Source organism: Flavobacterium sp. N2038 (assembly GCF_025947185.1).
Taxonomy (GTDB): domain Bacteria; phylum Bacteroidota; class Bacteroidia; order Flavobacteriales; family Flavobacteriaceae; genus Flavobacterium.
Genome location: NZ_CP110001.1, coordinates 2,711,943 through 2,728,428, shown reverse-complemented (window position 1 = coordinate 2,728,428; position 16,486 = coordinate 2,711,943). Strand labels below are relative to the sequence as shown.

Genomic DNA, 16,486 nt, shown 5'->3' with positions numbered 1-16,486 from the left:
AAATGGAAATAATCTGCAAAAATTGTCACCAGGTTTTTAAGGGGCACTATTGTAATAATTGTGGACAGCCCGCTGACACACATAAAATTAATGCTCATTTTTTATGGCATGATTTGCAACATGGTCTACTGCATTTTGACAAAGGAGTTTTGTATTCCCTAAAACAATTATTTACAAGACCAGGTCATTCTGTACGCGAATTTATTGAAGGTAAACGGGTTAAACATTTCAAACCGTTGTCTTTGGTGGTTGTTCTTGCCACAGTTTATGGGCTGTTGTACCATTATTTCCATATTAATTTTTTTCCAGATGCTAGTGATTCTAACTTAGATTATATTGAGTTCAATGAATGGACAGCAACACATTTTTCATGGCTAACAGTTGCAACAATTCCCGTCTATACCATTGGAACTTATATCGTTTTTAGAAATCAGGGATATAATTTTGTGGAATTATTTGTCCTAAATACTTTTAAGGCTTCTCAAAGACTTTTTGTCCAGATTCTGACCTTTCCTATACTACTATATTTGAATGACACACCTAATATTCAAAAATTTGCGACAATTACTTATCTCATTGGAATTGCACTTATTCTTTGGACTAATATTCAGTTTTTCAATAAAATATCTAAAACAAAAGCTTTTTTCTTAAGTATACTCAGTCATATTATATTTCTCATCTGTTTTTTCATAATTACTTTTTTAGTACTTAAATTAACAGGAAAAATGTAAGATCCTATAAAATATTTTATCTGTGACTATAAATTAAAAAGGTTCAGTCTATTTTAGACTGAACCTTTTTTTATGAATTAATAATTATCTCAAATAATTATTTCTTTTTTACTTTTTTGCTTTTATAATATTTATGGTATTTCGGATACGTTACAGCTCCAATTATCGCAATAGTTACCAATGAATAATAAATCCAGTTTAAAGAATGTGCTTCTCCGCTTGCATACGAATGTAAACCAACTAAATGGAAGTTTACGCCATAATAAGTAAACAAGATCGAAACAAAAGCAAACATACTCATTAAGTTAAAGAACCATTTTCCTCTTAATGCCGGAACAAAACGAGCGTGAATTACGAAAGCATAAATCATAATCGAGATTAAAGCCCAGGTTTCTTTCGGATCCCATCCCCAGTAACGTCCCCAACTTTCGTTTGCCCATTGTCCGCCTAAGAAGTTTCCAATAGTCAGCATGATCAAACCAATAGTTAAGGCCATTTCGTTGATATAAGTGATTTCTTTTAAATTAAGTTCCATTTTGGCTTTATTTTTCTCATTGGTAAAGAAAATCAAGACTAACGCGACAAAACCTAAAATCATTCCAAGTGCAGTAGGTCCATAACTACCCACAATAACTGCAACGTGAATCATTAACCAATACGAGTTAAGAACTGGCTGTAAGTTTGCAATTTCCGGATCAATCCAGTTTAGGTATGCAGCCATTAAAATCATTGCGGTAACAAAAGCTGATGAAGCAACGGTTAATTTTGATTTTCTGTCAAAAGCCAATCCAAAAAACATTGTTGACCAGGCTACATATATTATTGACTCATAAGCGTTACTCCAAGGTGCATGTCCGGAAATATACCAGCGTGCTATTAATCCTACTGTATGAATCGCAAATAACAATCCTACAATAACATGGAAAGCATTTATTACAATACGAAGCCATTTTTTCTCAAGAAAAATATTGACAATCGTAAAAATAAACATAAATATGGCTGCCGTCATATACCAATACGGTAGTTTTTGAAAAACATCGTATTTGTTGTAAGCAATCTCAGCATCAATTTTTTGCTCGCTTGGTCTTACTTTAGCTCCGAATTTCTTTTGGAAACCATTGATACTTTCTACTAAATTATCAGCGGTGCTAAAGTTTTTCTCAATAGAACCCGTATTCAAAGCACTAAAATACAAAGGCAGAATTTGATTTACATAAGTAGAATCCATCCCTTTAAAACCTTTATGATCACGCTCCAAATAAGAAACCCATTTATTGTTTGGATCATTTGGTACTGGGAAAATTCTTAAAATACTACCACTTAAAGCAGATTCCATTAAGTTTACTTTTTTATCCGTGTCGATAAAATCTTTCTCAAAACTATTAGGATTTGCAGCTTTATAAGCAGCATCTAAATAAGGTGAAAGTTTATAATTTCCCTGCTCATCAAAGAATTTTACAAACGGTGCATATTTGTCTTTTGAATCAATCCCAATAATCTTACGAATACTGTCGTTTTTTGTATTGATATAAATAATCGGTACCTGAATCCAAACCTGAGCATATTGCGTCATAGACAAGAATACCTGATCAGAATTCATTCCGTTATATTTATCATCGTGGCTTACTTTACGAAGTAATTCAGAAGAAAACGTATTAATAGGTTTCATTCTTCCTCCGGCATCCTGAATAATCAAACGTCCAAATTTTGCTGCATGTGCTTCCGGTGCTTTGTAAATAGTCAATAATGAATCTAATTGTTTCTGACTTGGCGCGGCTGTTACATGATTGGCATGATCATTTGGATCTGCAGAGTGATTGTGTTCATGTGTATGTCCGGAGTATGTACATGCGGAGCCTGAGCAAAAGAATTTAGACTCAACATTAAAACCAAAATAGTAATTAACTTTTCTTTCTTCTTTTTAACGCTCTCAAGTTTACGTTTTAAATCTCCAAAACGAGAATGCTTGGTAAACATAATAGCCATCAAACCAATGTAAAGCATAAAATATCCAAAATACGTAATATTAGTTCCCCAGAAATCATGGTTTACAGATAATACTGTTCCTTTTTCATCTGGATCAAATGAAGACTGAAAAAAGCGAAACCCTTTATAATCTAAAACATTATTCATAAAAATATCCGCATTAAACGTTTCTGTCGAGTCCAAAACGGTTACTTTACTCTTATATGACGAATAACTTTTTTCTGTTCCGGGATATTTATCAGCAATAAAATCATTTAATTGTATTTTAAATGGCAAAACATAAGCTTTACTTCCGAAAAACAAACTGTATTCAACTTTACCAATTTTAACTGTCTGAGGCTCACCTACAACTCCTTTAGAACCTAAAAGACGAACGGTTTTTTCTTGTCCGTCTGCTTTTATTTTTATAAATAAAGCATCTGTATGAGATTTTGCTTTAAAATCGTTACTTGATTCATAATCTACCACTCCTTTGATTGCAGGATCTGGAAATACAATTCTAATATCTCCAATACTGTAAAGAGAACGCATCATTAAAGGTTGTACGTTGTCTTTTGTTACTGTACCTTTTAATTTATCAGCCATTCGCATAAACTCCCCTTCAAAAGGTGTCTGAATCGTATATTTATCTCCTTTAGTATTAATGTTTATTGCACCATCAGTCTGTTTATTTAAAGCAAATAATACATTATGTATATTTTGAACTTCACCTTCTTTTAAGAAATGCTCTTCACGTCCGCCCGCTCCTGCTTCAACCAGCTTTAAATAAAGCGTTCCTTTTGGATCCGGTTTTATCATTTCTTTTGCTCCCATGATGTAGTTTACATAACTTACCTCAAAAGGAGTTTCGTCAAACTTTCCAGAAAGTGTAAAATCATTATTGGTAACTGGCGACAATAAAAGGCTTTTATCAAAAACTCTTCGTTTCATTTCACCTTTATATTCACCATCAGCAAAAACGGTAATAAATGTTTTATCAGAATAAATCTGGTTTTCGGCAGCCCCTTCGCGAATTGGCATCATTCCCTCATAACTGATATAACGTGTTATAAAAGCTCCTAAAAGGATAAAAACAAAGGCAATATGAAGCAGTAAAGTCGCCCATTTTTCCTTTTTAAGCAATTGATAACGTTTGATGTTACCAAAGAAATTAAGCATAAAAACGGCCATTATAGCCTCAAACCACCAAGTATTGTATATTAAAATTCTGGCTGTGTCTGTGTTGTATTTACTTTCGATAAAAGTTCCAACACCCATTGCGATTGCAAATGTTAAAAAAAGAACGGCCATTAATCGTGTAGAAAACAAAAAAGAGAATATTTTTTTATCCATTTTTGAGGAATTACATTGTATAAAAGTGCCACAAAAGTACTTAAAAATGTTGAGTTCCAATATTTGTCATTTGTTAATTAAAACCAAAAAAAGGTTCAATTTTTAGATGCTTTCTGTTTTAAAAATAAGGTTTTTACTACATTGTTATGAGTTTGGAGAAATTCACTAAAAAGCAAAATATTTTTCAATAAAATGTAATCGATTACATTTTGATTTTGTATTTTTATCAACTAGAAATTTCTATTTTGCAACCCCATATAGTTCTAAAATAAGAATTTTATCTACTAACTATCTCTTTTACAAATAATTAAGAATGAAAATCAAATCAACCAACCTGCTGATTGCCTTAACCCTATTACTATCGTTTTGGTCGTTTAATGTAAAAGCTCAAAAAGCAAAAGCAACATCCTTTTATCCTAATCTTGAATTTAAAATGTCAAAAGTTCAGGAACCGGTAATTCCAAAAAACAGCGTAAACATTAAAGATTTTGGAGCCGTAAACGGAGGTTATGTACTAAATACTAAAGCTTTTGCCGATGCAATAGATGCTGTTGCAAAGAAAGGTGGCGGAAAGGTAATTATTCCTCCGGGAATCTGGCTGACAGGTCCAATTATCTTAAAAAGCAATATTGAGTTGCATGCAGAAACGGGAGCATTAATCAAGTTTTCGACTGATAAAAGTTTATACCCAATTATAGAAACTAGTTTTGAAGGTTTAAACACCTGGAGATGCATCTCTCCTATTTATGGTAAAAATCTGGAAAATGTCGCTTTTACAGGAAACGGTGTTTGGGATGGTTCGGGCGAAGCCTGGCGACAAGTAAAGAAAAGCAAACTTACTGATGACCAATGGAAGAAATTTGTGGCTTCCGGTGGTGTTTTAAATGATAAAAAAGACAGCTGGTATCCATCAGAACAATACTTAAAAGGTTCAAAAGGTGCCGATCAAAACGTCCGTTTAGATTTAAAAACAAAAGAGCAATTTGAGGAAATACATGATTTTCTTCGTCCGGCAATGGTAAGCATTCAGAATAGCAAAAGAGTCCTTTTTGATGGTCCTGTTTTTCAAAATTCACCATCATGGAACCTTCACCCACTTATGATTGAAGATCTAATTGTTAGAAATGTTACTGTTCGTAATCCGTGGTATTCACAGAACGGCGATGGTCTGGACGTAGAATCTTGTAAAAATGTTTTAATAGAAAATTCAAGTTTTGATGTTGGTGATGATGCAATTTGTATTAAATCAGGTAAAGATAAAGACGGTCGAGATCGCGGAATTGCCTGCGAAAATATAATCGTAAGAAACAATATCGTCTACCACGGACATGGCGGCGTAACAGTAGGAAGCGAAATGTCCGGAGGGGTAAAAAATCTTCATGTTTCTAATTGTACTTTTATGGGAACTGACGTTGGGCTTCGTTTTAAAAGTACACGTGGACGTGGCGGTATTGTAGAAAACATCTTTATTTCGGATATTTTTATGACCGATATTCCTTCTCAGGCAATTTCTTTTGATTTATACTATGGAGGGAAATCTATTGCCGAAACATTGGCCGAAGGCGGAACTCCAGTTAAGAATAAAATGATGGCCGTTAATGACGAAACACCACAATTCAAGAATATTTCAATCAGAAACGTTACAATTGCAGGAGCTTATCAGGCTGTATTTTTACAAGGTTTACCGGAAATGAATCTTGAAAATATTGAAATTTCAAACTTAACAGCAAAAGCAGAAAATGGTTTTTCTATTATTGATGCTAACGGAATTAAAATAAGTAATATAAAATTAGATATTAAGAAACCAACCGTTTTTGAGATTTATAATGGTAAAAATATGTCTTTTAAGGATGTTGAATTTGAATCGACTTCAGAAAAAGCAATTTCCATTAACGGAGAAGTGAGTCAGAATATCCAGTTTGTTTCTACTCCGACCTCTGATTTTGCTAAAAAGACCTCTATTGGAGAAAATGTTCCAAAAGGAGCTGTGAAATTTTAAACTTGTATAAATCAATACTCTAAACCCGCTTTTGATAATTATGTAAATTAGTTATCAAAAGCGGGTTCTTAATTTTATTCCAAAAAGTAGACAGATCATACAATGACTGTATTTAAAGTATATACAAACGATACAAAAGCAGTCGGCTTTTAAAAAAAATAATAGTAATTTTGTGCTATGATTCGAATAACGCTAATTGGTTCCGGAAATGTTGCACAGCATTTGATAAAAGTTTTCATAAAAAGTGAAGCTATCGAAATTGTTCAGGTATTTTCCAGAAAAAAAGAAGCGCTACTCCCACTTATTGATTCTGATAAAATTGTCACTGATTTTAAGGGTTTAAAGGAGGCTGATCTGTTTATCATTGCCGTTTCAGACAATGCTATTTCAGAAGTTTCCAGTAAGATACCCTTTCAAAACTGTCTTGTAGCACATACTTCCGGTACAGCTTCCATAGATACTTTAGATGCAAAAAACAGACGAAGCGTTTTTTATCCGCTTCAGACTTTTTCTAAAAACAAAGCAATCGATTTTTCGGTGATTCCAATGTGTTTAGAAGCAGAAAATCCCGTTGATTTTGATTTTCTTGAAAAAGTCGCAAAAAATATTTCAAATGCCGTTTTTTCAATTAATTCAGAACAGCGAAAAGCACTACATGTGGCAGCTGTTTTTGTGAATAATTTCACCAATCACTTATATCAGATTGGACAGGAAATTTGTGATGAACATCGGGTTCCTTTTGAAGTATTAAAACCTTTAATTCAGGAAACTGCAGAAAAAATCAAAACCTTAGATCCGGTTGATGCACAAACTGGTCCGGCAAAACGCAATGATTCAAATACTATTGAAGCACATCTGGATTACTTAACCAATGAAAATCAAAAAAACATTTATAAAATTCTAACACAATCTATACAAAATAATGGCAAAAAGTTATAAAGAAATAATGAATGACATCACAACATTTGTTTTTGATGTTGATGGCGTACTTACAGATAGCTCAGTATTCGTAACCAATGAAGGAGAAATGCTTCGTACCATGAATATTCGTGACGGTTATGCAATGAAAGCGGCTATTGAAAGTGGCTATAATGTCTGCATTATTTCTGGAGGAAGCAATGAAGGTGTTCGTATCCGACTACAAAATCTAGGAATTAAAGACATTCATTTAGGGACTCCTGACAAAGTAAAAACGTTTAAAGAGTATACTGATACTTACAATATAAAACCCGAACAAGTGTTATATATGGGTGATGATATTCCGGATTTTCATGTTATGAAATTAGTTGGATTACCTACCAGCCCACAAGATGCAAGTCCGGAAATCAAAAACATCTGTCGTTATATTTCGCACGTAAAAGGCGGACGAGGCGCTGCACGTGATGTAATCGAACAGGTAATGAAAGTACAAGGAAGATGGATGGAATATTTTAACGGAAAACACGATTAATTATAAAACTTAGCCACTCAGAACCTCAAAACAAATGAAATATCTAAAACTCGTTCGCTACCAAAACCTCCTTATGCTTGCTTTTATGCAGCTTCTATTTCGTTATGCCTTTTTAAAACAGCAAAATATTCCTTTAGCTTTAGCAGACTGGCAATACGGATTATTAGTTTTGAGTACCGTTTTATTAGCTGCTGCCGGATATGTCGTAAATGATATTTTTGATGTGGCAACAGATTCTATTAATAGACCAAACAAGGTGATTATTGGCAAAGGAATCTCAGAAACGAGAGCTTACAATATTTATTTTGGACTTAATATTACTGGCGTTGCAATTGGTTTTTATTTATCGAATGTAATTCTAAAACCAAGTTTTGCTTCCATTTTTATTTTGATTGCTTCTTTGCTTTATTTTTATTCTACAAGCCTAAAGCAAATCATGATTCTGGGTAATTTTATTATTGCATTATTACTGGCTTTTAGCGTAATTATAATTGGTGTTTTTGATTTGTTTCCAGCTACAGTTGCCGAAAATCAGGCGCAAATGGCAAGCTTTTTTTCTATTCTGATCGATTATGCCTTGTTTGCTTTTATGATTAATTTCATCAGGGAAATAGTTAAAGACATAGAAGATGTAAATGGCGATTACAATCAGGGAATGAATACTTTACCAATTGCAATTGGAATTAGCAGAGCGGCAAAAATAGCTTCAGGTTTTGCGATTATTCCTTTTATATTGTCTTTGCTTTATATTAATGCTTATTTCATGGAAAATAAACTTTATGTGGCGACTTTATATTCGTTTGCTTTTGTTTTGGCTCCATTATTATATTTCATCGTAAAAGTATTTACAGCAAAATCTCCAAAAGAATTTCACCATTTAAGTACCGTTTTAAAACTGATTTTACTTTTCGGAATTTTATCCATCCTGGTAATTACTCTTAATATTAAGTACAATGCTTAAAGAAAAACTTAAAAAATACAGCATAATTCTGGCTTCGGGATCTCCAAGAAGACAACAGTTTTTTAAAGATTTAGATCTTGATTTTGAAATCAGACTAAAAGATATCGAAGAGATTTATCCTCCTGAACTGAAAGCGGTCGAAATAACCGATTTTTTAGCCGAATTAAAGGCAAGTGCTTTTGAAGGAGAATTAAAAGAAAATGAAATACTAGTTACCAGCGACACCATTGTCTGGCATCAGAATAAAGCTCTTGGAAAGCCTAAAACTGCTGAAGAAGCATTTGAGATGATCAAATCAATGTCAGACACTACGCATGAAGTGATCACTTCGGTTTGTTTTAAAACCAATAGCACTTCTACCCTATTGCATGATATCACAAAAGTGACTTTTAACAATCTTTCAGACGAAGCTATCTTATATTACATCGAAAACTACAAACCTTATGATAAAGCCGGCGCTTACGGCATTCAGGAATGGTTCGGTTTTATGGCTGTAGCAAAAGTCGAGGGTTCTTATACCAATGTTATGGGGCTTCCGACTGCCAAAGTTTACGAATATTTGAGTACATTAGTATAAAAATTATCTTATGTTTTCTTTTAAAGAGTATAGTCAGGAAATAATTACGACCATAGTGCTACTTTTAGCATTGGTTGCGCTAAGAATAATAATCGCCAAATTAATCAGGCGTTATGCAAGCAGCAGTCAGTTATTAGAACATAGAACCAATCTGGTAATCAAGTATATTCACATATTGATGAATATATTGGTAACCATCAGCCTGATTGTAATTTGGGGAGTTGAGACCCAGGATATTTTCATCACCGTTTCTTCAATTGCAACAGTAATTGGTGTAGCTATGTTTGCACAATGGTCTATTTTAAGCAATGTTACTTCGGGAATGATTTTGTTTTTCTCATTCCCATTTAGAATTGGCGATACTATAAAAATTCACGATAAAGATTTTCCAATTGAAGCCGAAATCGAAGACATTAGTGCTTTTCATGTGAATCTAAAAACAAAAGAGGGAGAAAAAATCATTTTTCCTAATAATTTGTTACTGCAAAAAGGCATCTCAATTATGCCTGTACAATACGAAGACAAAGAGTTTTTTGACTAAAAGCTGAATGGAAATTTTGTAAAGTCTATAGAAAAACCTGCAACGTTATAATTGAAATAAATTATAATATTTGTTGGACCAATTTGATTCTTTCTATAAAACTTCACCAAAATGATTCAAACAATAAAATTGCCGTTTTATGCAAAACTTGCTTGCATATTAATAAGTTTAATTTCGTTTGCCTATATTTTTTGTATCGCAAAAGATATTATTACGCCAGTCCTTATGGCATTTTTATTTTCTGTTTTATTAGTACCTGTCTTTACTTTTTTTAATGTAAAACTTAAGTTTCCCAGACATCTGGCTGCAGCCATCTGTGTTTTCCTTTTCCTAATATTCATTATCGGAATCTTAGTTTTTATTTCTTATCAGGTGACCAATATGGCAAATGATTTTGAAACCATTAAAAAGAATGCTAACTCATTCCTGATAGAAATTCATAAATTTATCAGAGAAAATTTTCATGTAAGTATTGGTGAACAGAAAAAATATCTTGACACGGTTACTAAAGATTCTGTAAAGAATGGAAATGCTACTCTGGGCTCTGCCATAATATCAATCACCGATCTTCTTTTAGATTGTACTATCATTCCTATTTATACCTTTTTGTTCTTGCTTTATAAAGATCATTTTATTCTTTTTCTGGCAAAATTGATTAGTAAAGAGAATCACGCCACCTTAAAAGATATCCTGTCACGAATAAAAGTTTCTATAAACAATTATATCATAAGTCTTATTCTCGAAATGATTGTAGTTTCTGTTTTAACAAGTTTAGGTCTTTGGATAATTGGCGTAAAGTATTTTATATTACTAGGATTGATTACAGGGATTTTAAATCTTATACCGTACATAGGAATATTGATTGCCGGAATTATTACGGTTTTAGCCTCATTAACCGGATCTGCCGAAACCTCTATTATTTTAGGAATTTTGATTGTAAATGTCATAGTGCAGCTAATTGATAATAATCTACTTGTTCCTTTAATCATCAATTCAAAAGTCGAAATCAATGCTTTTGTTTCCATTATAGGAATTATTATTGGTGGTTCTGCAGCAGGAATTTCCGGTATGTTCCTGGCTATTCCGCTTCTCGCCATTCTAAAAATCATTTTTGAACGAATAGAATCACTGGAAGCCTGGGGCTATGTTATGGGCAATCACATGCCTAAAAGATTTATCTGGAGAATTCGAAAAGCTAAAGTTGAGAATTAAAATAATCCGTCATTTTAGCACATATTCGCGTTTTTTACCCTATATTCATATTATAATCAATAAAAAATAAGTCAAAAAATATCTGAATGTTTGTAAACAAAAAAATACTATTTTTTATTTTGTTATGCTTTTGTTTTCAATGCATTCAGGCTCAAATAGTTCCATCAAAAACTAATAATTCTCCTAAGAAAGACAGTACCGAAGTTTATAACCGTCTTCGAAATTATTCTAAAAAAAATAAGTTCACCCAAACTTTACACAAACTTCTGTTTAAGGCAAAAAAACAAAAAAAGAAAGAAGAACTACTTGTACAAACTGATACGATGAATTACAATGGGAAAATCATTCGTAAAATCAATATTGTAACTTTAGATCCTTTTGGACATTCTGTATCAGATACCACACAAATGCCTCGAAATTGGGGAGAACGAACTGGTAACAGGCTTCACTTAAAAACAAAGAAAATTGCCATAAAGAATTTACTTCTTTTTAAAAGAAACTCAACTTATGACAGCTATAAAGTACAGGAATCTGAGCGTTTAATTCGTTCTCAGAAATATGTTACCGCAGTACGAATAACAAACCAATTGGTGGGGCCCGCATCAGATTCTGTAGATGTTACCATTCGCGTATTGGATTCCTGGAGTACAATACCTAAATTTTCAATTTCAAGTAATCAGGTTTCTGTTGGTTTTAAAGAGAAAGATTTCTTTGGAAGCGGACAGCAATTGGAATACCGTTTTACAAACCGATTTGACGATGGCCGAAATGGTAATGAAGTAACCTATACGGTTCCAAACATCAAAAATACTTATATAGGGACGACATTATATTATAAAATGGATCTGGACAATAATTACTCGAAAAGTATTAATGTTGAACGTTTGTTTTATTCTCCCTTAACGCAATGGGCAGGCGGAATGTATGTGGGCCAGACCTTTAGAAAAGATACTTTGCAGGCACCAGATATGACTTATGCCTATCAGCCATTTAAGTATAACTTTCAGGATTTTTGGGCCGGAAAAGCAACAAAAGTATTTGAGGATGAAAATGGTATTACCAATTTAGTTACCACTGCACGTTTCCTGAATAAGGATTATACCGAAACTCCAACCGAAATATATGACCCTGCACATTTTTATTCTGATGAAAAGTTAATCTTAACCGGAATTGGACTAAACCGAAGAAAGTTTATAAAAGACAGTTATATTTTTAGAAACGGCCAGACCGAAGATGTACCTATTGGGCGAATTTACGGTATCACCTTGGGATATCAGTACAAAAATACACTATGGCGCCCCTATGCGGGTGCGCAATTTTCGTTTGGAAATTATTTCAAACTGGGTTTCTTCAGTATAAATCTTGAAATAGGAACTTTCTTTGATAAGTCAAAAACGTTTGAGTCCGCTTTTTTAATGGAACCTAATTATTTTACCAAACTATTTAGTATTGGAAACTGGAGATTAAGACAATTTGTTAATCCAAGATTGGTTATTGGTTCCAATCGTGTTGATATTATTGGTGACAAGCTTAATATAAATGAAGAAAACGGTCTTGCCGGATTTAATAGTGCACTTTACGGGACCAGCAAAATGGTTTTATCACTGCAAACCCAAACCTATTCGCCACATTCTGTTTTAGGTTTTCGTTTAAATCCGTTCTTTAATTATTCGATAGCCGTTTTAGGAAGTCCTGATAATGCCATGTTAAGAAGCAAGCCATATTCAAAATTTACTTTAGGATTATTAATTAGCAATGACTATTTGGTTTTCAGTTCATTTCAGCTGTCATTGTCATATTATCCAACTATTCCTTATCAGGGCGATAACGTATTCAAAACTAATACATTTGAAACAACTGACTATGGGCTTCAAAGTTTTGAATTGGCAAAACCAAGAATTGTAGATTATAAATAGTGTAAAAAAAAAATGAATATTTTTTCTATTCGCTAAAACCAACAAAACAAACTCATAACCAACATTTTACAATTACACTACACAAAAACAACTCGTTGAAATGCATATTTTATCCGACGAAATGCATCCTGTTTTTATTTTTGGCACAGTATATGAATATTACTTAGCAAGAGTAACATTAAAAAAAACTAAAAAAATGAAAACAATAAAAATAGCAATCGCCGGATTATTTCTTTTGATTGCAAATGCCACACAAGCTCAGGTATCGATTAATGTTAATATTGGAAATCCACCAGCTTGGGGACCAGCAGGATATTCAGAAATGGAATATTACTATCTTCCGGATATCGAAGCGTATTATGATGTTCGTGCTTCACAATTTATTTATTTTGGAGGAGGAAGATGGGTTAGAACAACTTACTTACCAAGACAATACAGAAACTATGACTTATACGGTGGTTACAAAGTAGTTTTAACCGATTATCATGGTAGAACTCCTTACACTTACTTTGATCGTCATAGAGTAAGATATTATAAAGGATATCATGGTGAGCCACAAAGACCTTACAGAGCAAGACCTGTTTACGGCTACAATGACCGTCATGATCACAGAGATTACAAACATTATGATAAAAAACATAATGGCAAACATGATAAGCATGACAGACATGATGATGATCACGATGATCACCACCACAGAAGATAATAATAGTTTAAATAATTATTAGAAAAGAGTATCAGATCACGATACTCTTTTTTTTGCGTTTGGCGTATTATAAATATCTTAAATTAAATAGTATATACTAAAAATACACAGATACAACTATTTTCAATATTTTACCTTATTGTATTATAATTATACCTTATATTTGCGCTCTGATTCAAATAAAATATATTATAAAAAGATAGTATTGTGCCTATTACAGGAACTTTACAACCAAACAGAAAACAAATTGAAATAACTTTCTGTAATCCTAAGAAATACCACCTGATTTAAATTATTAAATCAATTCTTTAAAAAAAAGCTGTTAGAAAAATCTAACAGCTTTTTTTTTTAGATCGAAATTTGTGAAAGTAGGAAATCAATAACCAAACATTAACATTTCATTTAAATAATGTTCCACAATATAATTAGTATTTTTGAAGCACTTTCAAAACATTTAACTATAATCATGCGAAAAATTCAGTTACTAATACTTTTATTTTTTTTAACAGGGATTTCAGATTCTTTTGCACAACAACCACAAAAACTAAACTCTGTCGAAATTTATAACCAAATCAAAAAATTAAACTTTTTGGGTTCGGTTCTTTATATTGCGGCACACCCCGATGATGAAAATACACGTTTGATTTCTTATATGGCAAACGAAATGAATGCCAGAACAGGTTATTTGTCATTAACCCGAGGTGATGGAGGACAAAACTTAATTGGTCCGCAATTGCGCGAATTACTAGGTGTTATTAGAACACAGGAATTAATTGAGGCAAGAAAAATCGATGGAGGTGAACAGTTTTTCTCGCGTGCAAATGATTTTGGTTTTTCTAAAAACCCAGATGAAACTTTAAAAATCTGGGACAAAGATAAAGTACTTGCTGATGTAGTATGGACGATAAGAAAATTTCAGCCAGATGTAATTATAAATCGATTTGACCATCGTTCTCCGGGTACTACACATGGACATCATACATCATCAGCCATGTTGAGTGTAGAAAGTTTTAAACTTACAAATGATTCAAAAATATATCCTGAACAGTTAAAATATGTAACACCATGGCAGGTAAAACGTCAGTTTTTTAATCCATCATGGTGGTTTTATGGAAGTCAGGAAAAATTTGACGCTGCAGATAAATCCAAATTTGCAAGATTAGAAACCGGAGTTTATTATACCGGAATTGGAAAATCAAATCAGGAAATAGCCGCTTTAAGCCGCAGTCGTCACCAGTCACAAGGTTTTGGAAGTACAGGAACACGTGGCACAGAAACCGAATATCTTGAACTTATTAATGGAGAACGTGCCATAGAAAGAGACAATCTCTTTGATGGAATCGACACGTCCTGGAATCGCATTAAAAACGGAAAACCAATTGGAGAATTAATCTCCAAAATCGTTTCAAAATACGATTTCAGCAATCCATCTGCAAGTATTCCGGATTTAGTAAAAGCCTATACTATGATTCAAGTTTTAGACGACGATCATTGGAAACCATTAAAAGCAGCTGCTATTAGAAATATTATCGCGTCTTGTTCCGGTTTATATCTTGAAGCAGTGGCAAGCGAACAGGAAGCAACGCCCGGAAGTACTATTAAAGTTAGTCTTGAAGCCATTAACAGATGTGCAGTTGAAATGCAACTGGCAAGTGTGGTAACACTACCTCAAAACACAACTTTAGTTCAAAACAGGATTTTAAGCAACAATAACGACCAAAGTATTAGTATTTCAATCCAACTTCCAAACACTATTGAATATACACAGCCATATTGGTTAAAAGAAAAGGCAACTGTTGGAATGTATACCGTTTCTAATCAGGAAAATATTGGGATTCCTGATATCATTAGAGAAGTTAAGGTTGTTTTCAATATAAAAATAAACGGAGTTGAAATTCCGTTTGAACGTACTGTAGTTTACAAGTACAATGATGGTGTAAAAGGCGAAATGTACAATTTTCTTGATATCGTTCCTGAAGTAACAACATCAATTTTAGAGAGAGTATTGATATTTAAAGATACCAAAAGCAAAATGATTCCGGTAAAAGTACGTGCCGGTAAAGATGCTGTAAAAGGAAATTTACAATTAGAATTACCTCAAAGCTGGGTAGCTTCACCGAAACAAATTCCATTTACTTTAGATAAAAAAGGAACTGAACAAACCTTTTATTTTGAGGTTACTCCTCCTGTAAATCCAGAAGAAGCAGTTATAAAAGCGGTCGCAATCACCGATAACAAACGTTTTGACAAAGATGAAACCATTATAGATTACTCACATATTACCAAGCAAATGGTTTTAAAACCTGCGGAATCAAAATGTATCCGAATTGACCTGAAAACATCTGGCGATGCAATTGGTTATATTATGGGCGCTGGTGACGAAGTTCCGGAAAGTTTAACCCAAATGGGATATAAAGTTACGATTATTAAACCCGAAGAAATTACACCCCAAAAACTAGATTCTTTTAGTACTGTTATTACCGGAATCCGTGCGTATAACACAGTAAATGCTTTGGCCAACAAACAAAAAATACTCTTTGATTTTGTAAAAAGCGGTAAAAATATGATCGTGCAATACAATACTTTTGGAAAACTGGTAACCGATCAGATTGCGCCATATCCTTTAAAAATTTCTTATGATCGTGTAACTGAAGAAAATGCAAAAGTTACTTTTTTAGCACCAAATCATCCGGTTTTAAATACTCCGAATAAAATCAGTGAAAAAGATTTTCAGGGCTGGACTCAGGAACAAGGATTGTACTATCCTGATCAATATGATCCTGCCTTCACTCCTATTATCTCATCACATGATAAAGGCGAATCTGCAAAAGATGGTGCTTTACTAGTGGCACCATACGGAAAAGGATACTATATTTACACCGGTTTAAGCTTTTTCAGAGAACTCCCGGAAGGTGTTGCAGGTGCTTATCGGTTACTGTCGAATATCATTTCGCTAAAACAGCCTATAGAAGCTCCTAAACAAGAATTAAAGCAATAAATATTCATAAAATGGAAGCTAAAAAAACAAAAAAATGGAAAAAAAGCTACACCTATGTTTTGGTGGCAAATGCTATT

11 protein-coding genes and 1 pseudogene are annotated in these 16,486 nt (G+C 33.1%); 11 read left to right on the top strand and 1 reads right to left on the bottom strand.

Going from position 1 to position 16,486, the window contains the following annotated elements; translation table 11 throughout:
- The first annotated feature begins 2 nt into the window (after nt 1-2).
- Nucleotides 3-731, top strand: a complete 729-nt coding sequence (locus tag OLM51_RS12160) for a DUF3667 domain-containing protein (RefSeq protein WP_264550881.1) — start codon at nt 3-5, stop codon at nt 729-731.
- A 97-nt stretch (nt 732-828) separates the two neighbouring features.
- Here OLM51_RS12160 and ccsA read toward each other — a convergent pair.
- A pseudogene (ccsA, locus tag OLM51_RS12155) lies at nt 829-4,049 on the bottom strand (cytochrome c biogenesis protein CcsA).
- A gap of 313 nt (nt 4,050-4,362) precedes the next feature.
- Here ccsA and OLM51_RS12150 point away from each other — a divergent pair.
- The 10 genes from OLM51_RS12150 (at nt 4,363) to OLM51_RS12105 (ending at nt 16,409) form a co-directional block, all read left to right on the top strand.
- Nucleotides 4,363-6,048, top strand: a complete 1,686-nt coding sequence (locus OLM51_RS12150; RefSeq protein WP_264550880.1) for a glycoside hydrolase family 28 protein — start codon at nt 4,363-4,365, stop codon at nt 6,046-6,048.
- 177 nt (nt 6,049-6,225) lie between these two features.
- The gene (locus OLM51_RS12145; RefSeq protein WP_264550879.1) at nt 6,226-6,987 is read left to right on the top strand and encodes a Rossmann-like and DUF2520 domain-containing protein; all 762 of its coding nucleotides are present in this window, start codon (nt 6,226-6,228) and stop codon (nt 6,985-6,987) included.
- On the top strand, nt 6,971-7,498 hold the full coding sequence (locus OLM51_RS12140; protein ID WP_264550878.1) for a KdsC family phosphatase: 528 nt from the start codon (nt 6,971-6,973) through the stop codon (nt 7,496-7,498). The genes OLM51_RS12145 and OLM51_RS12140 overlap by 17 nt, the downstream gene beginning before the upstream one ends.
- A gap of 34 nt (nt 7,499-7,532) precedes the next feature.
- A complete protein-coding gene (locus OLM51_RS12135) occupies nt 7,533-8,459 on the top strand; it encodes a geranylgeranylglycerol-phosphate geranylgeranyltransferase (protein ID WP_264550877.1) in 927 nt (308 codons plus the stop codon).
- Nucleotides 8,452-9,036, top strand: coding sequence for a Maf-like protein (locus OLM51_RS12130; protein WP_264550876.1), 585 nt, complete (start codon nt 8,452-8,454; stop codon nt 9,034-9,036). The genes OLM51_RS12135 and OLM51_RS12130 overlap by 8 nt, the downstream gene beginning before the upstream one ends.
- A gap of 10 nt (nt 9,037-9,046) precedes the next feature.
- Nucleotides 9,047-9,577 (top strand): mechanosensitive ion channel family protein, encoded by a 531-nt coding sequence (locus OLM51_RS12125; RefSeq protein WP_264550875.1) that lies wholly within the window; start codon nt 9,047-9,049, stop codon nt 9,575-9,577.
- A gap of 111 nt (nt 9,578-9,688) precedes the next feature.
- Nucleotides 9,689-10,789, top strand: a complete 1,101-nt coding sequence (locus tag OLM51_RS12120) for an AI-2E family transporter (RefSeq protein WP_264550874.1) — start codon at nt 9,689-9,691, stop codon at nt 10,787-10,789.
- An 86-nt stretch (nt 10,790-10,875) separates the two neighbouring features.
- Nucleotides 10,876-12,705: a hypothetical protein gene (locus OLM51_RS12115; RefSeq protein WP_264550873.1), complete on the top strand. Its 1,830-nt coding sequence runs from the start codon at nt 10,876-10,878 to the stop codon at nt 12,703-12,705.
- 196 nt (nt 12,706-12,901) lie between these two features.
- On the top strand, nt 12,902-13,411 hold the full coding sequence (locus OLM51_RS12110; RefSeq protein ID WP_264550872.1) for a hypothetical protein: 510 nt from the start codon (nt 12,902-12,904) through the stop codon (nt 13,409-13,411).
- 466 nt (nt 13,412-13,877) lie between these two features.
- A complete protein-coding gene (locus OLM51_RS12105; protein WP_264554288.1) occupies nt 13,878-16,409 on the top strand; it encodes a PIG-L family deacetylase in 2,532 nt (843 codons plus the stop codon).
- The last annotated feature ends 77 nt before the right edge of the window (nt 16,410-16,486 follow it).